At 65.4% G+C, this 23,412-nt stretch carries 19 protein-coding genes; 11 read left to right on the forward strand and 8 right to left on the reverse strand.

Annotated elements, in window-relative coordinates:
- From lhpI to C1H69_RS20365, 4 genes are all read left to right on the forward strand, one after another.
- A complete protein-coding gene (lhpI, locus tag C1H69_RS20350; RefSeq protein WP_102655218.1) occupies positions 1 to 942 on the forward strand; it encodes a bifunctional Delta(1)-pyrroline-2-carboxylate/Delta(1)-piperideine-2-carboxylate reductase in 942 nt (313 codons plus the stop codon).
- Positions 939 to 2,057, forward strand: a complete 1,119-nt coding sequence (locus C1H69_RS20355; protein WP_102655219.1) for a class II histone deacetylase — start codon at positions 939 to 941, stop codon at positions 2,055 to 2,057. The genes lhpI and C1H69_RS20355 overlap by 4 nt, the downstream gene beginning before the upstream one ends.
- Before the next feature lie 18 nt (positions 2,058 to 2,075).
- The gene (locus tag C1H69_RS20360; RefSeq protein WP_102655220.1) at positions 2,076 to 3,044 is read left to right on the forward strand and encodes a branched-chain amino acid transaminase; all 969 of its coding nucleotides are present in this window, start codon (positions 2,076 to 2,078) and stop codon (positions 3,042 to 3,044) included.
- 87 nt (positions 3,045 to 3,131) lie between these two features.
- Positions 3,132 to 4,160: an Lnb N-terminal periplasmic domain-containing protein gene (locus C1H69_RS20365; RefSeq protein WP_102655221.1), complete on the forward strand. Its 1,029-nt coding sequence runs from the start codon at positions 3,132 to 3,134 to the stop codon at positions 4,158 to 4,160.
- A gap of 223 nt (positions 4,161 to 4,383) precedes the next feature.
- On the opposite strand, the gene C1H69_RS20370 is transcribed toward C1H69_RS20365, so the two are convergent.
- The 4 genes from C1H69_RS20370 to C1H69_RS20385 all read right to left on the reverse strand — a co-directional run bounded on the left by C1H69_RS20370 (position 4,384) and on the right by C1H69_RS20385 (position 7,973).
- The gene (locus C1H69_RS20370) at positions 4,384 to 5,118 is read right to left on the reverse strand and encodes an RNA methyltransferase (protein ID WP_102655222.1); all 735 of its coding nucleotides are present in this window, start codon (positions 5,116 to 5,118) and stop codon (positions 4,384 to 4,386) included.
- 109 nt (positions 5,119 to 5,227) lie between these two features.
- Positions 5,228 to 6,871: a chaperonin GroEL gene (gene groL / locus C1H69_RS20375; protein WP_102655223.1), complete on the reverse strand. Its 1,644-nt coding sequence runs from the start codon at positions 6,869 to 6,871 to the stop codon at positions 5,228 to 5,230.
- Between the two features lie 63 nt (positions 6,872 to 6,934).
- Positions 6,935 to 7,228: a co-chaperone GroES gene (locus C1H69_RS20380; RefSeq protein ID WP_102655224.1), complete on the reverse strand. Its 294-nt coding sequence runs from the start codon at positions 7,226 to 7,228 to the stop codon at positions 6,935 to 6,937.
- A 229-nt stretch (positions 7,229 to 7,457) separates the two neighbouring features.
- Positions 7,458 to 7,973, reverse strand: coding sequence for an FxsA family protein (locus C1H69_RS20385; RefSeq protein ID WP_102655225.1), 516 nt, complete (start codon positions 7,971 to 7,973; stop codon positions 7,458 to 7,460).
- 243 nt (positions 7,974 to 8,216) lie between these two features.
- Here C1H69_RS20385 and C1H69_RS20390 point away from each other — a divergent pair, with 243 nt between their 5' ends.
- Positions 8,217 to 8,978, forward strand: a complete 762-nt coding sequence (locus C1H69_RS20390) for an SDR family oxidoreductase (RefSeq protein WP_102655226.1) — start codon at positions 8,217 to 8,219, stop codon at positions 8,976 to 8,978.
- A 127-nt stretch (positions 8,979 to 9,105) separates the two neighbouring features.
- Here C1H69_RS20390 and C1H69_RS20395 read toward each other — a convergent pair whose 3' ends face one another.
- From C1H69_RS20395 to phhA, 3 genes are all read right to left on the reverse strand, one after another.
- Positions 9,106 to 9,384, reverse strand: coding sequence for a ComEA family DNA-binding protein (locus tag C1H69_RS20395; RefSeq protein WP_102655227.1), 279 nt, complete (start codon positions 9,382 to 9,384; stop codon positions 9,106 to 9,108).
- 252 nt (positions 9,385 to 9,636) lie between these two features.
- Positions 9,637 to 9,984 carry a 4a-hydroxytetrahydrobiopterin dehydratase gene (locus tag C1H69_RS20400; protein ID WP_102655228.1) on the reverse strand — a complete coding sequence of 116 codons (348 nt, stop codon included), beginning with the start codon at positions 9,982 to 9,984 and terminating at the stop codon, positions 9,637 to 9,639.
- A 64-nt stretch (positions 9,985 to 10,048) separates the two neighbouring features.
- Complete coding sequence (phhA, locus tag C1H69_RS20405) at positions 10,049 to 10,882, reverse strand: phenylalanine 4-monooxygenase (RefSeq protein ID WP_102655229.1); 834 nt, start codon at positions 10,880 to 10,882, stop codon at positions 10,049 to 10,051.
- 305 nt (positions 10,883 to 11,187) lie between these two features.
- On the opposite strand from phhA, the gene C1H69_RS20410 reads away from it, so the two are divergent.
- Positions 11,188 to 12,744 (forward strand): sigma-54-dependent transcriptional regulator, encoded by a 1,557-nt coding sequence (locus C1H69_RS20410; RefSeq protein WP_102655230.1) that lies wholly within the window; start codon positions 11,188 to 11,190, stop codon positions 12,742 to 12,744.
- Here C1H69_RS20410 and C1H69_RS20415 read toward each other — a convergent pair.
- Positions 12,741 to 14,738 carry a RecQ family ATP-dependent DNA helicase gene (locus tag C1H69_RS20415; protein WP_102655231.1) on the reverse strand — a complete coding sequence of 666 codons (1,998 nt, stop codon included), beginning with the start codon at positions 14,736 to 14,738 and terminating at the stop codon, positions 12,741 to 12,743. The two genes, C1H69_RS20410 and C1H69_RS20415, sit on opposite strands and share 4 nt — an antisense overlap.
- 223 nt (positions 14,739 to 14,961) lie before the next feature.
- Here C1H69_RS20415 and C1H69_RS20420 point away from each other — a divergent pair, with 223 nt between their 5' ends.
- Genes C1H69_RS20420 through hpaI form a run of 5 tightly spaced genes read left to right on the forward strand, consistent with a single transcriptional unit; the run spans position 14,962 to position 23,383 of the window.
- Positions 14,962 to 16,497: a hypothetical protein gene (locus C1H69_RS20420; RefSeq protein ID WP_102655232.1), complete on the forward strand. Its 1,536-nt coding sequence runs from the start codon at positions 14,962 to 14,964 to the stop codon at positions 16,495 to 16,497.
- Positions 16,494 to 17,357 (forward strand): hypothetical protein, encoded by an 864-nt coding sequence (locus C1H69_RS20425; protein ID WP_240610031.1) that lies wholly within the window; start codon positions 16,494 to 16,496, stop codon positions 17,355 to 17,357. Before C1H69_RS20420 ends, C1H69_RS20425 begins: the two co-directional genes overlap by 4 nt.
- Positions 17,354 to 22,231 carry a coiled-coil domain-containing protein gene (locus C1H69_RS20430; protein WP_102655233.1) on the forward strand — a complete coding sequence of 1,626 codons (4,878 nt, stop codon included), beginning with the start codon at positions 17,354 to 17,356 and terminating at the stop codon, positions 22,229 to 22,231. Before C1H69_RS20425 ends, C1H69_RS20430 begins: the two co-directional genes overlap by 4 nt.
- A gap of 57 nt (positions 22,232 to 22,288) precedes the next feature.
- Positions 22,289 to 22,597, forward strand: coding sequence for an MTH1187 family thiamine-binding protein (locus tag C1H69_RS20435; RefSeq protein ID WP_102655234.1), 309 nt, complete (start codon positions 22,289 to 22,291; stop codon positions 22,595 to 22,597).
- Positions 22,598 to 22,612: 15 nt separating this feature from the next.
- The gene (gene hpaI / locus C1H69_RS20440; protein ID WP_102655235.1) at positions 22,613 to 23,383 is read left to right on the forward strand and encodes a 4-hydroxy-2-oxoheptanedioate aldolase; all 771 of its coding nucleotides are present in this window, start codon (positions 22,613 to 22,615) and stop codon (positions 23,381 to 23,383) included.
- Positions 23,384 to 23,412: the final 29 nt, after the last annotated feature.

Raw genomic sequence — 23,412 nt, forward strand, 5'->3', positions numbered from 1 at the left:
ATGCGCATGATCTCCGCTGACGAAGTGGCCGCTGCGCTGCCCTGGCCGGCATTGGTGGAGCGGCTGGCGATCACGTTTCGCGAAGGGGTGGAGTCGCCGCCACGCCACCATCACGCCATGCATCGACCGGATGGTGAAGCCACCATGCTGCTGATGCCTGCCTGGGAACGGGCCGGCTACATCGGCGTGAAGATGGTCAATGTCTTTCCCCAGAACGCCGCTCACGGCCTGCCCGCGATTGCGGGCGTCTACCTTCTCAGCGAAGGCGCCCACGGCCGACCGCTTGCCTGCCTGGATGGCAGCGAGCTGACCCGTCGACGCACGGCCGCCGCCTCCGCGCTGGCGGCCCGCGAGCTGGCTCGGGAAGACAGCGAAACGCTACTGGTGGTGGGAACCGGCAAGCTGGCGCCCATGGTGATCGAGGCTCATGCCGCCGTGCGTCCCATCAAGCACGTGCGTATCTGGGGCCGCAACGCCGAGAAGGCGCAGCGTCTCGCGAGGGAATACGCGGATCGTTTCGACACGCTGGCGGTAACGGACCTGGAGCAGGCCGCTCGCGAAGCCGACCTGATCAGCTGTGTGACCCTTTCCAGTGAGCCGCTGATTCGTGGCGAATGGCTGACACCGGGCACACACCTGGATCTTGTCGGCGCCTTTCGCCCGACCATGCGGGAAAGCGATGGGGAATGCCTGCGTCGTGGCGAAGTGTTCGTCGATACCTACGCCGGAGCAAGGGGCGAGGCGGGTGACCTGCTGCAGGCCATCGACGAAGGGGCGTTCGCCTTCGACGACATCCGCGCCGAGCTGGGGGAACTGATGACAGGCGAGAAGCACGGACGCTCCTCGGCCGAGGCCATTACAGTGTTCAAGTCGGTGGGGGCGTCGCTGGAAGATCTCGGCGCCGCCATCGAAGTATGGGAGCAGTTGGAGTCTCGCTCATGACCGCGGGAAAGGGCACCGGCTTCTTCTGGCACGAGCGCTGCTTCTGGCACGACCCGGGAGCCATCGGGGTGTTTTCGGCGCTTGGGGAGTTCCTGCAGCCGCAGCCGGCTTCGGAGAGCCCCGAGAGCAAGCGGCGGCTGAAGAACCTGTTGGAAGTCTCTGGCCTGATTGACGAACTCGACGTGCGCAAGCCGCCGCCAGCCAGTCGCGAGGACCTGGCCCGTTTTCATACCGGCCGCTATCTCGATGAACTGGAAGAGGGTGACCGCGTTCGTGGCGGCGACGGCGGCGACTGCGCGCCCTACCTGCCGGGAAGCCTGGCCGCGGCGCGGCAGTCGGCTGGCCTGGCCATTGCGGCGGTGGGGGCGGTGGCGACCGGTGAGCTGGCCAACGCCTATGCCCTGTGTCGCCCTCCGGGGCATCACGCCGAGGCTGACCGCGGCCGGGGTTTCTGCCTGCTGGGCAACATTCCCGTGGCCGTCATGCGTGCGCGTGCCTTGGGCCAGGCCAAGCGCGTGGCCATTCTCGACTGGGACGTGCATCACGGCAACGGCCAGCAGTCGGCCTTCTACGATGACCCGGACGTCCTGACGGTCTCGATTCATCAGGCCGGAAACTACCCCCTCGACAGCGGTTATTTCGAGGAACTGGGAGAAGGGGCGGGGCACGGCGCCAATCTCAACCTGCCGATGCCGCCGGGGTGTGGCATTGGCGCCTACCGTTACGCGATGCAGGAACTGGTGGTGCCCGCCATGGGGGCCTTTGCCCCGGACCTGATCGTGGTGGCCTGTGGCTACGACGCCTGCGGCAAGGACCCACTGGGCAAGATGATGCTCAATAGCGCGGCCTTCGCCGCCATGACCCAGCAGTTGCGCGCCCTGGCCGACCGTATCAGCCAGGGACGGCTGGTGATGATCCATGAAGGAGGGTACTCGGAGGGCTACGCGCCCCTGTGTGGCCATGCCGTCATACAGGCGCTGTCTGGCAGCCGCATCTCGGTGCCCGACCCCCAGAATGACGAAATCGCCGGCTGGGCCTACCAGTCCCTGCAGCCGCATCAGCGCACCTTGATCGACGGCTGGCGGGAAGGCTGGCTTCGCGCGGCACCGCTCTGACTCCCAAGGAAACATCGCATGACTCCGCTTTATGATCGCGACGGCTGGATCTGGCATGACGGCGAGTGGCTACCCTGGAGAGAGGCCCGCACCCACCTGCTGACCCACACGTTGCACTACGGGATGGGTTGCTTCGAGGGCGTGCGTGCCTACCACGGGGCCCGGGGGACTCACCTGTTTCGTGTGGCCGAACACACGCGTCGCTTGTTGGACAGCGTTCATGCATTGGACATGGACGTGCCGTTTGACGCAGGGGAACTGATCGAGGCGCAGCGCCAGTGCCTGACGCGCAATGACCTGAGCAATGCCTATCTGAAGCCGACGGTCTACTTCGGTGCCGAAGGGCTTGGATTGCGGGCCAAAGGGCTCACTACCCATGTCATGATCGCCGCCTGGGACCTGGGCGACTACGTCTCCCCGGAAGCCGCCTCGATCGGATTGCGGGCATTGACCTCGTCCTGGTCGCGGCACCACGTCAACATCAGCCTGTGCCGCGCCAAGACCAACGGTCACTACGTCAACTCCATGCTGGCACTCAACACCGCGGTGAAGGCGGGATTCGACGAAACGATCATGCTCGACCCGGAAGGCTATGTCGCCGAAGCCTCGGCGGCCAATGTCTTCCTGCTGCGCGATGGCGTGCTCCACACGCCGGAGATCACCTCCTGCCTGCAGGGGATCACCCGCGACAGCGTGATTCGCCTGGCCAGGGAGGTGCTGGGCATCGAGGTTCGTGAGCGGCGCATTACCCGCGATGAACTCTATACCGCCGACGAAGCCTTCGTGACCGGTACCGCCGCCGAGATCCTGCCGCTGCGGGAGCTGGATGGCCGGCATATCGGTGGGCGAGCCGGTGCGCCGAGACCGGACCGGCCCATCCACGAAGACTCCGTGACGGCTGCGCTGCAGGCTCTGTACCGGCGGGTGACCCGTGCGGACCTGGGCGATGACCTTGGCGACCTGAGCGCCTGGCTGACCCCCGCCTGAACCGAGGCGGAACGAAACCACAAGGCGTTGACGGATTTCCATGCCCGACATGCTAGCCTTGCCACAACCTGGACAAGATGGACCGACATGGCATTGGCGATCGCATGGAACTCGTTTTTTACCTTACTGACGGTGGTCATGGCCTGGGGAACGGCCGCACTCTGGTATCGGCTGGGCCTTGCGTCGCCGTGGCGTCAGCTTGTCGTGGGCCTATGGGGAGTGTTGATCCTGGGCCTGGTGACGCTGGCGCTGCAGGGGTTTCGAGGGGCGGCACTGGCCGGGCAGTCGCTGGCGTTGCTCGTACTGCTGACCTGGTGGTTTCGTCTCACGCCGACCCATGATCGCCCCTGGGCCGACGATGTGAACTATCTGGCCACCGGGGAAGTCACGGGCAGCCGATTGACCCTGCACCATGTGCGCGATTTCGACTGGCGCACCCGAGACGATGCCACGGTACGGTGGGAGACGCGTTCCTACGACCTCGACCGGCTCGATTCCGTCGACATGATCGTGTCGAGCTGGGGGCGGCCCGGCGTGGCGCACGTCATGGTCTCCTTCGGCTTTGGTGGAGAAGACTTCGTGGTTTTCTCGGTGGAGGTGCGACGCCTCAGGGGAGAACGGTTCTCCGAGATCGGCGGCTTCTTTCGCCAGTATGAATTGGCGATCGTCGCCACGGACGAGCGTGATGCGGTGCGCCTTCGCAGCAATGTCCGCGGCGAGCAGGTATCGCTGTTCCGCATTGCCATGCCGCGACAGAGCATGCGCTCGCTGCTGCTGGCCTATGTGGAGGAGGCCAACCAGTTGGCCAAGGCCCCCCGCTTCTACAATACGATCACCGCCAACTGCACCACTCTGGTCTTCGCCATGGTACGCGGTATCGGGGCCGGCCTGCCGCTCGATTACCGCTTGCTGGTCACCGGCCGCCTGCCCAGCTATGCGTTCAAGGTGGGTGGGCTGTGGCCGGGGTACTCCCTTGCTGAACTGGAGATCCAGGGACGCATCGACCAGCAGGCCCGTGACGCCCATGATGTCCCGGGCTTCTCGCGGCGCATTCGCCAAGGCGTGCCCGGCTGGGAGGAGAGGGGCGCGTCGTCGGGCCCGACCCCGCCCATATGAAAAGAAACGCCACGGGTATCATCCCGTGGCGCATGGCCTCCTTGGGCATCGTCTCGATGCCGTGCTCTCCCTGTCAGGCATCCTGCCCTCACGCATCCGTGTCGCATGGCTCGACAGTGTCCCTTGTCTGTCGCCCCCGAGGGGACACAGCCTTTATCACCTACCCGGATGACAACTGCGCGACGATGACGTAAAGGGCTCGTGACATTGGCCTCCCACAAGACTAGTCGTCAGGTGACGAGGGTTCCAGTGCACTGAGCAGGCCACGCAGCAGTGACAGCTCCTTGCGGCTCGGCCGGGCACGGGCAAACAGCGCCTGCAACTGGGCTTCGGTGCGGGCATGGGGTTGGGTCAGGAAGCCGCTTTGCCGCATGACCCGACTCAAATGATCATGGAAGTGGCCGAGCTGTTCCCGGGTGGGTTGTCGCTCCCCGGCAGGACGAGGCTGCTGGAAATGGTTCTCGGGAAGCCGTCGCCAGGCCCTGAAGGTTTCGTAGGCCAACACCTGCACCGCCTGGGAAAGGTTGAGGATGCCATAGTCGGGATTGGCGGGAATGCTGACCTGATGGCTGCAGCAACGGATCTCGTCGTTGGTCAGCCCGAAGCGCTCGCGACCGAAAACCAGCGCCACGGGATCCGTGGTCGCGTTCTGTACCAGTTCCCGGGCCAATGCATCGGGTTCATCGTAGTGGGGCAAAGGAAGGCTGCGTAGCCGTGCGCTGGCGCCCACCACCTGTACGCAGTCTTCAACCGCCTCGGCCAGCGACGTCGCCACTCTGGCATTGTCGATCAGATCCTCGGCGCCTGCCGCCAGTCGGGAGGCTTCCGGGTCGGGAAAGCAGCGGGGGTTGACCAGCACCAGGTCGGACAGGCCCATGGTCTTCATGGCCCGTGCCGAGGCTCCGATGTTGCCGGGGTGGAAAGTCTGGACGAGGACGATACGGATATTGGCGAGCATGGGCGGGTCACGCGGTTCGGAAAAGCGCGATGGTACCAAAAACAAGCCCCGCACGATGGCGGGGCTTGCTCAGTCTTGCAGACCGGAAAGGCCTGAAGGGGGGACTGGCTTACATCATTCCACCCATGCCGCCCATTCCACCCATGCCGCCCATGTCCGGACCGGAATCCTTCTCTTCCGGATCGTCGGCGATCATGCACTCGGTGGTGATCATCAGGCCAGCCACGGAACCGGCGGACTGCAGGGCAGTACGGGTCACCTTGGCCGGGTCCAGCACACCCATCTCGAACAGGTCGCCGTACTCGCCGGTCTGGGCGTTGTAGCCGAAATTGCCTTCGCCTGCCTTGACCTCGTTGAGGATCACGGAGGCTTCCTGGCCGGCGTTGGTCACGATCTGACGCAGCGGCGACTCCATGGCACGCAAGGCGATGGCGATACCGTGGGTCTGGTCTTCGTTATCGCCCTTGAGGTCCTTGATCTTGGTCAGAACGCGGACCAGAGCGGTGCCACCGCCAGGGACGACGCCTTCCTCGACAGCGGCGCGAGTGGAGTGCAGGGCGTCCTCGACGCGGGCCTTCTTCTCCTTCATTTCGACTTCGGTTGCGGCACCGACGCGGATGACGGCGACACCGCCAGCCAGCTTGGCGACACGTTCCTGAAGCTTCTCACGATCGTAGTCGGAAGAGGTGTCTTCGATCTGGGCACGGATCTGGTTGACGCGTGCTTCGATGTCACCCTCGTTACCGGCACCATCGATGATGGTGGTGTTTTCCTTGGACATGGTGATGCGCTTGGCGCTGCCCAGGTGATCCAGGTTGGCCTGTTCGAGGGTCAGACCGACTTCCTCGGAGATCACGGTGCCGTTGGTCAGGATCGCGATATCCTGCAGCATGGCCTTGCGACGATCTCCGAAGCCCGGCGCCTTGGCGGCGGCGACCTTGACGATGCCGCGCATGGTGTTGACCACCAGGGTGGCCAGTGCCTCGCCTTCGATGTCCTCGGCGATGATCGCCAGCGGCTTGCCGGCCTTGGCGACGGACTCCAGCACCGGCAGCAGTTCGCGGATGTTGGAGATCTTCTTGTCGACCAGCAGCAGGTACGGATCTTCCAGTTCCACCGTCATGGTGTCCTGGTTGGTCACGAAGTAGGGCGACAGGTAGCCACGGTCGAACTGCATGCCTTCGACGACTTCCAGCTCGTCTTCGAAGCCGCGGCCTTCATCGACGGTGATGACGCCTTCCTTGCCGACCTTCTCCATGGCTTCGGCGATGATCTCACCGATACGCGCGTCGCCGTTGGCGGAGATGGTGCCGACCTGGGCAATGGCCTTGGAGTCGGTGCAGGGCACGGCCAGGGCTTCGATTTCCTTGACCGCGGCGATCACGGCCTGGTCGATGCCGCGCTTGAGGTCCATTGGGTTCATGCCCGCGGTCACGCCTTTCATGCCCTCGGTCACGATGGACTGGGCCAGCACGGTGGCGGTGGTGGTTCCGTCACCGGCCACATCGGAAGTCTTGGAGGCGACTTCCTTGACCATCTGCGCACCCATGTTCTCGAACTTGTCCTTGAGTTCGATTTCCTTGGCCACGGAAACGCCGTCCTTGGTCACGGTGGGCGAGCCGAAGGATTTTTCCAGGACCACGTTGCGGCCCTTCGGACCCAGGGTGGCTTTTACGGCATTGGCCAGGACGTCAACGCCACGGGCCATGCGCTTGCGGGCGTCATCAGAGAACTTGACTTGTTTCGCTGTCATTTTTCGCTACTTCCTGTGAATTCGTGAACGTCGTATGGGAACGGAGGGTAAGAGCGGAGCGGCTCAGCCCTCGACCACGGCAAGAATGTCGGATTCGCTCATGATCAGAACTTCCTCACCTTCGATCTTTTGCTTCTCGACACCGAAGCCCTCTTTGAAGATCACGGTATCGCCGACCTTGACGTCCAGCGGGCGCACGTCACCGCTGTCGAGAATCCGGCCGTTACCGACGGCGAGTATTTCGCCACGAGTCGGCTTTTCCTGGGCATTGCCCGGAAGCACGATGCCGCCAGCGGTTTTCTGCTCTTCTTCAACGCGACGGATGACGACGCGATCGTGCAAGGGACGGATGTTCATTGCTCACGTTCTCCTGATGGTTTGTTGTGCCATGACTCGGCCATGGCGGTTCATCTTCATCCTTCCAGAATCCTGGAAGGCGGAGGCGAGGGACGCCTTCCTTGTCGAAGGTGCCGAGCGTCGCTCGACACCGAAACCTGATGCTGGACGTGAAATGGGGCCGGGCAAATCCCTTTCAAGGGGCAGCGCGAAAATTTTTTGCGTGAACGAGCCATGCCAACTCAGCAGGTTAGCGTCTCGGCTCATCGCGACTGATGAAGTCTCCCTCCAGCGGGCGATCCTCGCCGCGTCGCCCCTGCTGGCTTGCGCCGCCCTCGCCAGGGTGTTCTCCACTAGCCTGCTGCCAGTCGTCACGGGTGTGCCGGGTGGTGCCGGCACGATACGCCATGCCCTGAATGCGTAGATTGGCCAAGGCCATGAGTCTGGCCAGCACGCGTCGTGCTCCGGGAATCACACACATGACGCCCAGTACATCGGAAAGAAAGCCAGGCGCGAGCAACAGTATGCCGCCGAAGATCATGGCTGCCCCGGTCAACAGTTCATTGGAGGGCATCTCGCCTTGCTCCATGCGCCGTCGTGCGCGGGCCAGGGCGGCCGTGCCCTCCCGTCGGATGAGATAAAGCCCGACGAACCCCGTGGCCAGGACCAGTACCAGGCTGGGCAGCAGCCCGATGCGACTGCCGACGGAAAAGAGGGTGATGGCGTCGAGCAGGATAAAGAGAATCAGGAAGAGCAGAAAGGGCATGGGGGCTCCGGGCGTATCGAGTGCCGTCAGTGATGGGGGCGGAAATGACGGAATTCAAGCCACTGGGAGAGTCGGTTTGGCAACGCGGGGGCAACCCCTTCTATGCTGCATCGCACAATGCGGGTAGACTGGTCAGGGAAGCTGAACTCAAGATATCCGCTGTTTCTGCCGACAACATCAGTGAGAGATGTGATCGATGACGGTGCAGTGGCCGTTGCAACGACTGTTTTCTGGGGAAAGCCAATGAAACTGGACAAGACCGTTATTGCCATTACCGGTGGGGCCCGCGGCCTTGGCTTCGCCATGGCGCGCCGTCTGGGCAAGCAGGGCGCGACCCTGGCTTTGATGGACAGGGACGCCGACACGCTGGATCAGGCGGTTTCGGCCCTGTACACGGATGGCGTCAAGGCTGGCGCCTTCGTGGTGAATGTGGCCGACGAGAACTCGGTGAAGCAGGCCTTCGGCGATATCGCTGCCTCGCAGGGGCCGGTCAGCGGCCTCGTCAACAATGCCGGCATCCTGCGTGACGCTCTCCTGGTCAAGGCCAGGGACGGCAAGGTCGAGAAAACCATGTCGCTGGAGAGCTGGCAGCAGGTCATCGATGTGAACCTGACCGGGGTGTTCCTGTGCGGTCGTGAGGCGGCGGCGCAAATGGTCGAGGCGGGTCATGGGGGTGTGATCGTCAATATTTCGAGCATTTCCCGGGCCGGTAACATGGGACAAAGCAACTATGCGGCGGCCAAGGCAGCGGTGGTATCGTTGACCACTACCTGGGCGAAGGAGCTGGCGCGCTACGACATCCGGGTCGGTGCCGTGGCACCGGGGTTCATCGAGACGGACATGACCGCCTCCATGCGCCAGGATATGCTCGACAAGCTGACGGCGGGCGTCCCGCTGAAGCGATTGGGTGACCCGGACCACATTGCCCAGAGCGTGTCGTTCATCTTCGAGAACAACTACTTCACCGGCCGCGTTATCGAGTGTGACGGTGGCCTGCGCCTGTAGGGCAAGCGCCCCGGCCGGGCATCAGGTTGCAGTGGATAAAGCCGGCGGTGCCGCCGGCTTCTACGTTTCGTGGTCCTCGGCAATCGATGGCAATCGATGCTTGCCAGTCGCTCAAGCCATCGACCATTCAGAATTCCACCTGGTCGCGGAAGGCCTCGACGGTAGCCGGCCCGATGCCGCTGACCCGGGTGAGGTCATCGAGGTTTTCGAAATGACCGTTGGCTTCACGCTCTTCGATGATCGCCTGTGCACGGCTGGGCCCGATGCCCGGCAGCTCCGCCAGCAGTTCCGCATCGGCGCTGTTGACGTTGATCGGAGCCAGTTCCTGGGCCATGGCCGCCGAGGACATGGCCAGCAGGATGCACAGAATCAGACCCACCGCAGCCCCTTGAATATTTCCCTTCATGCGATTTGCTCCTCGCTGTTCTCGTTGACACCCAACTGGTGACCCGTACAAAGCTAATGGCCTCGAGAGGTCTCCGGGATAGTCATATGCCTTTTTTCTACGTAAGAAAAAACCGATTATAGAGGGAGATATTTCCTCATCGAGGTGTGAGACGAGAGCTGCCCGCCATGACGCCGGCCAGGTGGCGGTGCCATGATCGGGCGGCAGGGGAGGTGCCGGCACTGAGCGTGCGGGCTAGAGTGGGCGTGCGGGCTAGAGTGGGATAGTGGCTACGTCATCGGTGCGTGCGGCCAGTATGAAGTCGTTCTTGTGCAATCCCTTCATTTCATGGGACCACCAGGTCACGGTGACCTTGCCCCACTCGGTCAACAGGGCGGGGTGATGCCCCGCCTCTTCGGCGATTTCGCCAACGCGGTTGGTGAATGCCAGCGCCTGGCGAAAATTACGGAACGTGAAGACCCGCTCGAGCTGCCTGATGCCATCGCGCTCGGCGATCTTCCATTCCGGGATATCCCGATGGAAGGTGGTGAGTTCCTGCTCGGTCACATGGGGGGCATCCCAGCGACAGGCTTCGCACTGCTGTTCGGAAAGTCGGCTCATGGAATTCTCCTCGTTGTCTTGGGGTCTTGTGACAGGGGTTGTGTTCCGGCGCGACAGGCGTCGGTCAGGCCTTCGCCCTGGCGCTCCCGGGTACCGGTTCGAAAAGCGGGTCGCGAAGCCCCCTTTCCGCGGCCTGCCGCATCATGCCCATGATGTCCTGCCGGGAAAGGTCGTGCAGGCTCGAGAGATCGTCAAGCACGTAGTAGAGCGGCTGCAGGATGTCGATCCGATAGGGCGTGCGCAGCGCCTCGACCGGGTCGAATGGCACGTGTATCGGCGTGTCGGACAGGGCGTGCAGGGTTTCCCTGGGCGAGGAAATGATGCCCCCACCGTAGATGCGACGCCCCTCGGGCGTATCCACCAGCCCGAACTCGACGGTCATCCAGTAGAGCCGTGCCAGGTAGACCCGCTCCCTGGGTGAGGCCGCCAGGCCGAGCCGTCCATAGGTGGCGGTGAACTCGGCGAAGGCGGGGTTGGTGAGCATGGGGCAATGGCCGAAGATCTCGTGAAAGATGTCCGGCTCTTTCAGGTAATCCAGTTCTTCCGGCGTGCGGATGAAGGTAGCGACCGGAAAGCGCCGGCTGGCCAGCAGGGCAAAGAAGGTATCGAAGGGGATCAGCGCCGGAACCTGGGCGGTCTGCCAGCCGGTGGTGGCCTTCAGCACCCGATCGATATCGGCGAGTTGAGGAACCCTGTCCTCCGGCAGAGCCAGCCGTTCGAGGCCATCCAGGTACTCCTGGCAGACGCGTCCTTCCATCATGCCGAGCTGGCGCTGCATCAAGGTCTGCCAGGTGGCATTGTCCTGATCCGACCAGGTGATGCAGCCGCAGTCGTCGGGCAGGCGGGCGCGGTAGCCGGTCTTGCTGGCGACATCACTGAGATGGGCGTTGGATGTCATGGGGTCTCCCGGGTCGGTTGTGGTTGTGAGGTGAACCTTGGAGTTGTCCCGAGTCTAGGACTCCCATGGGTGGGAAGGGGCCGCTTCGCAGCCGGCAGAAGGGGTGGGGGAGCCAATGGGGCGTAAACCAAACGTTACGACTCGTGGTTCGGCCAGGGCCGTAAAAGGAAATCCAGCGGCTGACCGCATTGTCGCTGCCCGAGTGTCACGTTATCTTGACACCACAGTCACGACGGCGTGACGTGATTTTTTACCGACGCGTCCTTTTCGGCCTCCTTGATCGATTACCCGACCGAGTACCCCTGATGAGATTGAGGTTCCACTGCCAGAATCGCATCGGCATCCTGCGCGATATCGTCTCTCACTTCGTCGATTACGGTCTCAACGTGGCGCGGGGCGAGGTGGGCGGCGAACACGGCAACGCCATCTACCTGCATGTGCCCAATCTGCTCCATGCCCAGCTGACCACGCTCAAGCCGGCGCTGGAAGCGGTTCCCGGCGTCTTCGGGGTACGCCGGGTCAGCCTGATGCCCAGCGAGCGCCGTCATCTGGAACTCGATGCGTTGTTGTCGTCGCTCTCCGATCCGGTGATGTCCATCGACATGGAGGGACACATCGTGGCGGCCAACCGCGCCGCCGGGCAACTGCTCGGGGTTCGTATCGACGAGGTGCCCGGCCTGTCGCTGAATCGCTATCTACCCGATCTCGACCTGCCGGCGCTCGTCCGGCGCAACAATGCACGAGTCAACGGCCTGCGCATCAAGCTGCGCGATGCCACTTTCCTGGCCGATATCGCACCGTTGCACCGTGAGCACCTCGACGACGTCGCCTCGCTGGCCGGGGCGGTGGTGACCCTGCACAGCGCCGACCGTATCGGCGAGCGCATCTACCAGGTGCAGCGTCAGGAGCTGCGTGGTTTCGATGCGCTGTTCCAGGCCAGCCCCCGACTGGCGTCGCTGATTCGCGAGGCCCGGCGCATGGCTCCATTGGAGGCGCCACTGCTGATCCAGGGCGAGACCGGCACCGGCAAGGAACTGCTGGCTCGTGCCTGTCATCTGGCCAGTTCCCGCGGGCAGTCTCCCTTCATGGCGCTCAACTGTGCCGGCCTGCCCGAATCCATGGCCGAGACCGAGCTGTTCGGTTACGCCCCCGGCGCCTTCGAGGGTGCGCGACCCGAAGGCAAGCTGGGATTGCTGGAACTGACGGCCGGAGGGACCATCTTTCTCGATGAAGTGGGTGAGATGAGCCCGCGGCTGCAGGTCAAGCTGTTGCGCTTCCTGCAGGATGGCGGTTTTCGCCGGGTGGGTAGCGACGAGGAGACCTACCTGAACGTGCGGGTGGTCTGCGCCACCCAGCAGGACCTGCCGCGGCTCTGCGCCGATGGCCACTTCCGCCAGGATCTGTATCACCGGCTCAACGTACTCTCCCTGGCGGTGCCACCGTTACGCGACTGCCTGGACGGCATCGAGGCGATGGCCGAACATTTCATTGACCGGGCCGCCCGGCAGATCGGCTGTCACGTGCCGTCTCTGTCGCCGGCGGCTCTGGCACGGCTTTCCGCCTACCACTGGCCGGGAAACGTTCGCCAACTGGAAAACGTGCTGTTCCAGGCGGTGTCGTTGTGCGAGGGCGACAGCGTCGAGCCCTCGCACCTGCGCCTGCCGGACGTGGGCGAAGCGCCGGGGTTTACCGGAGTCGATGTGGACGGCACCCTGGCCGATATCCTTGGTGAAGTGGAGCGCCGGGTGCTGGCGACACTCTACCCCCACCATCCCTCCAGTCGTCAGTTGGCCAAGCGCCTTGGGGTATCCCACACCACCATCGCCAACAAGCTGAGGCGACACGGCATCGGCAATGGCTAGCGCCGGGTTGCAGGGGCGTCGGCGAGCCCTGAACGGGCAACCCGCTCGCGCACGTCGGCGTAGCGGTGGGCCTCCAGAGCGGCGAAGCCAGCCAGCCGTCGCGCCTTTGATCGGGTGAGCAGGGGGCCGGTGAGGCCGCACAGGAAACGCGTGATCACATCGGGCGTGACGGGGTGGCCGTTGCCGCTGGCGTCCAGCCGCTGGACCAGTTCACCGCCCAACCGCTCGATGACGTGAAGCTCCAGCGGCTTCGGGGGCTCGGGCGCCGGCAGCCGGGCCGGTCTCCCATGACAGGCCGAGCAGTGGCCGCAGCGGGCGGGAGCCCGGTCGTCACCGAACCAGTCGGCGAGGCGCCGGCTCAGGCAGCTCCCGCTCTCGAACAACGCCAGCATGGCGTGTAGCCGCTCGATCTCGGCCTGCTCCTTGTCGCGAAAGTAGCCGTGTAGCTCGTCGGTCAGGTCCGCCGGGTCGATGTCCTGGCGCAGCACGTCATAGACTTCGGTCATCTGCTTGCTCTCGAGGATCATCCAGCCCTGGGCGACGAAGTAGTCCAGGGCGGTGATGACCCGGGTGCGGTCGGTGTTCAGGCCACGCTCGGCACCCAGGCGGGCGAGCGTCTCGAAGTCCAGGGTGTGCCAGGTGCGGGCGCGCCGTGAGGCATCCAGGATGGCCTGCACGAAGGCGCGCCGCTCACCCTCGAAACGTGCCGCCAGCACTTCCGGCCCGTCGTGCAGGCGGAAGCGGTACTCGGCGAAGTAGCTGTAGCGTGGTGCGATGATGCCGCGCAGTTCCAGTTGAACCAGCAGGGTCTTGAGCGGCAGGGGGCGGATGTTGCTGTGCTGCGAGAGGACGTTGAGCATCAACTCCCACTGGCCGACGCCACTCCCCATGGCGGCCCCGAGCGCTTCATCGATCACCAGGCGGATGCCGTAGTGTTCCGGCGTATCGCCATAGACGAAATTCTCGAGCACGTTGAGGTGGTCGCGCCCGGCCAGCATCAGGCAGTCGGAAGGATGTCCGTCGCGGCCGGCCCGGCCGATCTCCTGGCTGTAGTTCTCGATGGACTTGGGCAGATCGAAGTGCACCACGTTGCGGATATCGGCCTTGTCGATGCCCATGCCGAAGGCAATGGTGGCGACGATGCAGGGCGTCTGCCCGGCCATGAAGTCGCGCTGGATGCGCTCACGCACCTCGCCCTCCAGCCCGGCATGATAGGCGGTGGCAACGATCCCCGCCTTGCTCAGGTAGGCGGCCAGGCGTTCGGCGGTCTGTTGCAGCGTGACGTAGACGATGGTGGGCGCCGAAGGTTGGGTCGGATGCCGCGACCGCAGCCACTCGACCAGGCGGCGGGGGCGGTCCTGGTCCGGCACCGGGGCCACCTCCAGATGCAGATTGGGGCGGTAGAAGCCGGTAGCGGTCACGTCACCTTCGGCGATGTCGAAGCGCGAGCGCATGTCGGCGATCACCCGGGGCGTTGCCGTGGCGGTCAGGAGCAGTGCCTGGGGGATGCCGAACTCATGGCGATAGCTGGGCAGCTTGAGATAGTCGGGCCGGAAATTGTGGCCCCACTCGGAGATACAGTGGGCCTCGTCCACCACCATCAGCGAGATCGGCACCCGGCGAATGAAGGCGCGGAAGCGCTCGTTCTTGAGTCGCTCCACCGAGATCATCAGGATACGGATCTCGCCGCGCTTGACCCCCTCCATGACGGCTGCCGTTTCTTCGCGGCTCTGGCCCGAGTCGATGCTGGCGGCGGCGATCCCATGGCGCTCGAGGAACGCCAGTTGGTCCTGCATCAGTGCCAGCAGGGGCGAGATCACCAGCGTCAGATGGGGCAGGTGCAGGGCGGGCAACTGATAACAGAGCGACTTGCCGGAGCCGGTAGGGAAGATCGCCGCCGCCGAACGGCCAGCCGTCACCGCCTCGATCACCGGACGCTGGCCGGGTCGAAAGTCGTCATAGCCGAAGACCTGCTGTAACGTCTTCTCGATCATGCACGGCACTCCTTCCCGGTAACGGCGGTGGCTTGTGTCGGATGCGCTGACGATGATGGCCAGGCGACCCCGGACATTCTCGCATATCGTCGGCGTCGACGGCTGTCCCTTCGCGCACGGCATGTGCGTCGAAACCACCGCGTGAAACGAGATGTGACGAGGCATGTCATGACCCGGCCGGCCTGGCTTGGCATAATGCCCCTTTTGCCCGCAGGAAAGACACATGACCGCCTGGAGCAAGCTGCTTGTCGCGACTACGCGGCTGATCGACCTGCATGACAGCGCCCACGAGCCAGGATCGCCCTTCGTTCAGGTCAGCCAGGAACAGCGTCGCGGCCTGCGTGACGGCTACTGGCTAGACCTCGGCTGCCTGCTGCTCGACTATCTGCTCGACGTGGATTTCGCCACCAACAGCGCCTTCGTCTCCCAGACGCGCTGCCTCGACCACCTGCGCGATACCTACCCCGGGATGCCCCACGATGACCTGACGTTCGTCATCAACTTGCTCTCGACCCCCAGCGAGCTTCACGTCAGGCAGCCGTTCCCGGACCCGGGTGCGGGAGAGGCGCTTGCGCCGGGCGGCGATGGCGGGTTGCGCTCCCGGCGCAGTACCAAGCGTACCGCGCTGATCGAGAAACAGGGCCAGACAGGCCAGGTGCGTCTGACCCCCAGTGGCCGACAGGCGGTGACGCTGGCGAGCCAGGTCGAGGACCTGCTCTATTCCGAGTACGATGCCGCCAAGGTGCTGGCGGCGCTGGCCCGCGGCGACTTCGCGCGGATTCCCGACATCACCAACCAGATCCTGCTGGCGATTCGCGCCCTGACCCAGGAACTGCGCCGGGTGCGCGAGAACCCCACCCGGGAGGGCAAGCTCAGCGCGCTGCTCGACAATGAACGCCACTATCACAATGCGCTTTCCAGCATCCAGCAGACCCTGCTCGATGCACGTACCCAACTGACGACCCCCAAGCTCATGGAGCGCTTCGATGGCTGGTGCGAGAAGCATGCGGAGGAGTGGGACCTGCGCGTGCTCTCCAGCGCCATCGGCCGGGTGCTCACCGCCATCGAGAACCTGTCGCGGCGCCTCTCGGAACTGCTTGCCGACATCGCCGAGGGGCGCATCCAGTCCATGGGGGTGATCGACTTCCAGGACCTGGCCCGCGAGTTGCTGACGGCACCTTCGGCGCCACGCCTGCAGGGTGCCATGGTGAAGCGGATGATGCCGCTGCACACCCAGGCCGTCTTCCCGCGGCCGGCCCCGCTGGTGCCGCTATTGGAAAGCCGCCGTGCCGAGACCAGCCATGTCGCCCTGGTGTTCGATGAGCAGCAGGACGCCGCCCCGGAGGATCCGCTGCTGGCGCGCTTTCTCGAGGCCCGGGGGCCGGCGCTGCGCGAGCGTATCCAGGCGGCACCGCTGTCGTTGCCCGAGGCGCTGGAAGAGGGCTGGCACCGCTTCGAGGAGGGCGATTGCCTGGCCCAGCTGCTCAATACCTTCGTCGACACCGAATTGCTCGATCGCCGTCTCACGGTGGGCATCGAGGGGAGGCCCTTCGAGCTGCTGCTGGCCGATGGCCGGCGTATCGACGGTGCCGTGACCCCCTCGCTTGGCTATTTCCAGGCGCCGCTCTCCATGGCGCCCGAAGCCGCGCTAGGCACACCGCTCTCCATGGCGCCCGAAGCCGCGCCGACGTTGCCCCCCAATGCGCCCGGCGATGAACACAGCGCTACCACTCGAATCGATCAGGACGAGCCCGTATGAACATGACCGAAATGGGCGAGGTGGTCGCCTACCTGCTTCGCTACCGTAGCGCCGAGCGACTGCCCGGTGGCGGCCGCAAGCGTCGTGCCGCCCGCGAGGGGCAGCTCTCCGAGCGCGACGTCTGTGCACTGATCGACGATGCCAGCGACCTCGAACGCGAAGGGTTGCGCGACTTCCTCGCCGGCCAGGGGCTGCGGCTCAAGGTCTTCGAGACCGGTGACTACCCTGGCATCGCCCCGGGTTCGCGCTATTACGCCCTGCTGCCTGACCCGGAGCTGGAACAGCCACCGCTCTATACCCGCGAGCCGGTATTCGAGGCGCTCAAGCTGCGCCAGGAGAGCCGCGCCGAACTGGCCCAGTGGTACCTGCAGCTGTGGCTGCTGATGCATACCCTGCTCTACACCCGATACAACAGGGCGCTCTCCGACGTCAGCCGTTACCAGGAGGCGACCTTCAGCGGTGCCGAACTGGTCGAGCTGATGCGTGAGCAACTCGAGTCGCTGCGTGCCCTTGGTGAAGCGGCCCCGGAGGCGAGCCGCGGGCTGCTCGAGGAGCGCGGCGAGGACATCACCCGCCGGGTGCGGGCCTTCATCGAACTCCATGCCCAGGCCGGCCTGCTCGAAACCCCGCGTGACACGGGCGATTCGCGGGCCGTGGACCCCGATGTCGAAAGCGTCGGCGACGTCTGGCAGCAGACCCTGCTCGGAGCGCTGGAAAGCGAGCAGATCGGTATCCATCAACTGGGCCATCTGCAGGCCCTGGCCAGGGGGCTGGCGGGAGAGCAGGGTGACGGCGGGGAGAGTGCCGGGCAAGAGAATGGAATCGAGAGCGAGAGTCACGGCGAGGAGACAACGGCATGAGCGTGATCAACCGTATCGAGATCGCCAACCTGCTCAACAAGCACGGTGACGTCGCCTCGCCCTGGGACGCCAAGATGCGCCATCTGCTGCTCGATCTGCGCGGCCAGTCAAGCGCCATCAGCATGGAGAACGGCTTCGGCAAGACCACCCTGGCCGAAGCATTGATCGGCCTGCTCTCCCGTGACCGCAGCCTGCTGGCCCGTACCCGGCGCAAGTGCTCTCCCGCGGCGGTGTCGGGCGAAGGGCGCAGCTGGAGCCACCTGCGGGTGGAGTTCCGTTCGCGCAGCGGCGGTGCCCGCCAGGACGACATGCTGGCCGCGGCCGGCGAGGAAGTCGCCGGCGAAACCTTCGTGTTCGGCTTCTATGGTTACAGTGACGGCAGCGGCCTCTCCTTCTATCACTATGCCGGCCGGCTCGAGGACATCCCGGTGCATCACCTGACCCGGGATGGCAAGCTCGCCCTGTACGCCAACAGCGACATCAAGTCGGCCATGAGCCAGCGTGGCGTTCGCCTGACCCATAATCGCGAGGAGTGGCTGGAGGCGGTGGGTGCCCACGTCTCGCGGCGCGAGCTCGCCCAACTCGCCGCCTTCCAGAAGGAGGGCGGCGCCGACAAGAGCCAGATCTTCAACGCCATCAAGCCCCGGCCGGGCGAGAAGGCCGACCAGGCGTTCTTCTTCGAGGTGTTGGCGCCGGAGATCCTTTCCGGGGCGACCCGCGGCGAAACCGACGAGAGCGAGGAACTGATCGAGGAGGTCATCCTCAATTCCGGCACCAATATCACCGAGCTGCGCCATCGCCTCGAGGAGGCCGAAAATGACCAGCGCCGGACCAGCGACAAGGTGACGCGGCTGGGTGTGCTCAAGGGGCAGGGCGAGGGGCTGCGCGACGCCCGCGATCAACTGGCCGAACTGGACCAGGGACTGGCTGCCAGCGAAGCGCTGCTGGGTGGCCAGGCCCTGACCGGACTGCCGGGTCTACCGTGCCGATCGGATGTCACCGCTGGGGACATGAACGAACACGGTTTTGCCTGGGCGGTGGGAGATACCGGCCGCCCGCGGGTCTCCACCTGGCTGTTGGCGCGGCTTTCGGGCCTCACCGAGCGGGCCGTGAAGCAGGCGCTCTCGGAGCGGGGCGCGCGGGTCGATGCCCATCGACGGCTGGTTCACCTCCCCGAGGCCGAGTGGCCGGCGGGGCGCGAGGTGGGGCATGTCGCCTTTCAAGCCGCCCGGGAATGGCTCGCCGAAAGCCTCGCCTTCAGCGATGACAGTGCCCGCCACCGGGCGCTGACGGCGCTGGACGAAGGGGCCGAGGCGTTCGAATCCCTGGATGGCAACCGTTTCCGCGAGGAGGTCATTGCCGACGACCTCTATCACGAAGAGCTTGGCCGCGATCTGGTGGCCCTGGACGAGCGCCGCGACGGCCTGGAGCAGGAGCGCGAGCGGCTTGAATCCCAGCAGCGGGATTTCGTCGACAACCAGAGCTTCTATACGCAGGCGCTGGCCGAAGGTCTGTACAGCGAGGCGGAGCTGGAGACGCCCGAGGCGACTGCGGAAACCGCCAAGGCAGAGGCCAATGCGGGCCGCCAGGCGCTGAATGCGCACCTGGGGCGTGTCGGTGAACTCAAGCAGGTGGCCGCCTGGCACCAGGACTTCCGGCAGCGGCAACCGGGGCGCGCACCTGGTGAGCTCTTGCAGGAGAAGCAGGAGCGGGAGTCCGAACTGGCCGAGGCGCTGGAAACCCTGACCCACCAGCGAGACGACAGCACGGCGGCCTTCGAGCAGGCGCGCGGTGAACGCGAGCGCCTGAATGGCGAACGCGAGCGTCTGGCCGGTGAGCAGGGCCTGTTGGCCCGGGGACGAGCGCCCTGGCGTGCCTTCGTCGACGGCTGGCCCGACGAGGCGGTCGGCGGTTTCTGGGCCCGCCGCAAGACCGCCCTGGCCGAGCTCGACACCCGCTGCCGCGAGGCCGGACAGCGTCGACAGGATGCCGAGCGAACCCTGGCGCGGCTCGCTCCTTTGGCCCAGGCATCACGGCGCTATCGGGAATTGCATGGTGACGATGACCCGGTGCACTTGCGCCAGCGCCTGTGTGACCGTGAGCGCGCCCTGGCCGACGAGCAGCATCGCCTGGATGCCGAGGAAACCCGTCTGCGCGAGCTGCACCGTGCGCGACTTGCGTTTGGCGAACGATACGATGGCGCGCCTGACAAGTGGCTGGGCGATGCCCGGCGTCGCTACCCGCGCCTGCTGCGGGAGGCGGAAACGCTGGAAGCCGATATCGAGGCTCTGGAGCGCTACCTGGTGAGCCTGGCCGGCGATCCCCTGGAACGGCGCGCGGCCGAGGCGGAGGCACACCGTCGGCTCGACGATGCCGGCATCGACTGGCAGCCGCTGCACGACGTACTCAACCGGGTCGATTCACCGCTGGAGAGCCGCCGTGAATGGCTGGCCCAGGCGGCCGGGCTGCTGTTCGCCCCGGTGGTGGCCGGTGGCGAAGCGGCACAGGATGCAGCCGCCGTGCTCATCGAAGCCGGGCTGGCGGTGCCGGTCTTCGGAGCCGAACGGCTCGCCTCGCTGCTGGCCAGCGGTGAGCCGCCGCTGGGCGCGGTGCAGGGCATCGAAACCCTGGCGGTCAAGGCCGCCCTGGACCCGAGCTATCTGGACGCCTTGCGTGAAGCCACCGAGAAGCGTCTTGCCGCCGACCGCGAACGGCAGCAGGCCCTGGCGGCCGAGTGTGCCCGGCTCGATCCACACGGCGAGGTCTTTGCGCTCGCGTTGCAGGCCCATGTTGCCGATGAGGCGGGTGTCGAAGCCGCCCTGGAAACGCTCGATACGGCTCGCGTTGAGTTGCGCGCGCGCCAGGCCGAACTGGCGCCGCGACTGACCGACGCCGCGCTGACCTCGATAGACGACTATCAGCGTTACCTGCAGGAGGGCGGTGACCTCGCGCTGGAGGAGGCCGCCGAAGCCAGGCTCGAGGCGGAGGCGGCACTGGCCGGGCTGACCCCCGAGCGTGAACGGGCCGCCCGGGAGATCGAGGCCCACGGTTCCACCTGGCTGGCTGCCGAACAGTTCGCCGATGCGGGCGGTGTCGAGCGGCTGCAGATCCTCGATGCACGGCTGGCCGAGCTGGAGCAACGCCTGGAGGAAACCGCCGAACGACTGGAAACAGCCGGCGAGCGGAAAGAGGAACTGACCCGTCGCCACGGCGACGTGGAGGCGCAGTTGCGTGGCGTGTTTGGCGACGGGGAGCGCGAGCGCCTGCGCGCATTGAATGCCTTCGAGGAGGCGGGGGGCGTGGCCTTCATGGCCACTGCCACCGACGTACAAGCCGAACTCGAGATGGCCTTGGCTCGCGCCAGCCGGCGTGCCGACTTCGACTTCACCAGGATTCGCGCCTATCTCGAGGTGCGCGACGCCGGCGGCGGCAGCCAGAAGCTCGAACGCGAGATAGCCCGGGTCAAGCGTGAGCTCGGCGGGACCCGCGAGGCGCGCAAGGCCAAGACCGTCGAGCGCGATGAGGTGGAGGCGCGGCTGGGCGAACAGCGCCGTGCTCTGGAGTGGGTCGATCAGCTTGCCGTCGACTGGCTGCGTGCGCTGCGTGAACTGCCGGAGGGCTGGGCGCGTCGGCTGGTGGCGCTGCAGGATCCACAGCGTGCCGGTCAATGGCAGCTGGAGGATGCCGAACACGAGGCACGCAATGCGGCGCTTGAGACCTGGCGTGCCATGGCGGGGGGATCGGCCGAGCTCGATGCCGTTGTCCTGGAAGCCTGCCAGCAGACCCTGCTGGATGCGCTTGGCGAGCTCAACCTGGGGGAGCGGGCACGCAACCGGGAGCGTCAGGCCAAACTGGTGGAGGCGAGCGAACGGCGGCTGGCGGAGTCCCTCGAGGAAGCGGCCCACAGCCGGCTCTTCAGCGACACCGAACGTGCCCGGCTGGCGATGCTCAAGGGCGCCAGTGGTGCGGCGCTGAACGATCTGGTCGCGTTGCATGAGCAGCTCGGTGGCCAGTTGGACGATCATCGCCAGCGGGTCGACCGGCTGCACGCATCCCGCGAACAGATCGAGGGCACCCTGGTGGAGCGGCTCAGTTCGATCATCAGCGACGCCGCCGGTAACCTGGACATTCTCAAGCGGGTGGCCAGGAGCAGCGGCGAGGGCGGCGCCTTCTTCGAGGTCAAGGCGGTGTTGATCGGCCCCGACCAGCTGCGTGAGCTGATCACCACCCTGCTGGCCGATATCGACGAGCATCAGGCCGCCATGCGCCGGCGCGCCGAGCGTGACGGTGGCGTGGTCGACGGCGAGTCGCGGCGCCGCGACGAGGACCTGCTGCGCCAGATCCGGAGGCGCATCTATCGCGGTCTCTTCCACGACGTCTCGATCCGTCTCAAGCACGACGCCATCCGCCCCCATGGCCGGCTCTTCTCGCTCAACGAGGAAATGTCGGAAGGGCAGCGCGAGGCGGTATCGCTGATGTGGCTGGTCAAACTCTCGGAATTCGCCATCGAGCGCGAGCTGCGCGAACTGCCGGGCCATCACAAGCGCCGCGCGCGAAGCAGCCGCGAGAGCGTGATCCTGCTCGACGGGCTATTCTCCAAGCTGTCGCATCGCCGGCTGATCCAGGATTCACTCGAGTCGCTGCGCAACACCCGCGGGCGTTTCCAGATGATCGGGCTGATCCACAACCCCAACTACGAGAACGACCCCGAGATATTTCCCACCTACCTGGTGGGCAGCGTCATCGGCGGAGCCCAGGGACAGGGCGGCCACGTGATGGTACGCGACGGGCGGGCAACCCCGCCCGAGGCGATGGGGCGCAGCCAGGGCGAGGCGAGCCTGTTCGGAATTCATGTGACGGAGCCGGTGGCTTGACCATGCACCGGTGGTGACGTGATCGAGCATCATTCCACTAGCAGAGGAGCATTATCCATGCACGTCATCATCGATCTTTGTGTGGTGCCACTGGGCGTGGGGGTGTCGGTCTCGCCGCAGATCGCGGCCTGCCAGCGGGTGATCCAGGCGTCGGGTCTCGAGCATCACATGCACGCCTACGGCACCAACATCGAGGGCTCCTGGGACGAGGTGATGGCGGTGGTCAAGCGCTGCCATGAGGTGGTGCACGAGATGGGGGCGCCGCGCATCACGACCACCATCAAGCTGGGTACCCGAACCGATCGCGAACAGTCCATGAGCGACAAGGTGGAAAGCGTCGAGTCGCGGCTGCGTGACTCGCCTTGAACACGAGGTGACACGATGCAGATGCCACACAATCGTTTCAAGCGCCGGCTGTTGGCCGGAGAGCGCCAGACCGGGCTATGGCTCGGCCTGGCCAATGCCTATACCGCCGAGATGGCCGCCACCGCGGGCTTCGACTGGCTGCTGCTGGATGGCGAACACTCACCCAACGACCTGAATAGCCTGTTGGCCCAGCTGCGGGCCGTTGCGCCTTATGCATCCCATCCCATTGTCAGGCCGCCGACCGGCGACCCGGTGCTGATCAAGCAGTATCTGGATATCGGCGTGCAGACCCTGCTGATCCCCATGGTCGAGAGCGCGGCCCAGGCCGCCGAGCTGGTGGCTGCGACGCGCTACCCGCCGCGAGGCATCCGCGGGGTCGGCCATGTGCTGGCCCGTGCGGCCCGCTGGGGGCAGGTGGAGGACTACCTGGCTCGAGCGGATGAGGAGATGTGTCTGCTGGTGCAGGTCGAGACCCGGGCCGGGCTCGACAATCTCGATGCGATCGCAGCCACCGAGGGCGTCGACGGCGTCTTCATCGGCCCGGCGGACCTTTCCGCCGCCATGGGGCACCTGGGCGACCCGGGCCATCCCGCTGTGCGCACGGCCATCGGCGATGCCATCGGACGGATCAATGCCGCCGGCAAGGCTGCCGGCATCGTCACCGTGGATGAGGAGGAGGCCGGGGAATACCTCGAGACCGGCTGCCACTTCGTTGGTGTCGGCATTGACAGCCTGCTGCTGATGCGGGCGATGCAGGGGCTGGCGACACGGTTTCGTACGGTCTGATTTCCCTGTGTTCGTCGAGGCTGTAGATG

Source organism: Billgrantia endophytica (assembly GCF_002879615.1).
Classification (GTDB): domain Bacteria; phylum Pseudomonadota; class Gammaproteobacteria; order Pseudomonadales; family Halomonadaceae; genus Halomonas; species Halomonas endophytica.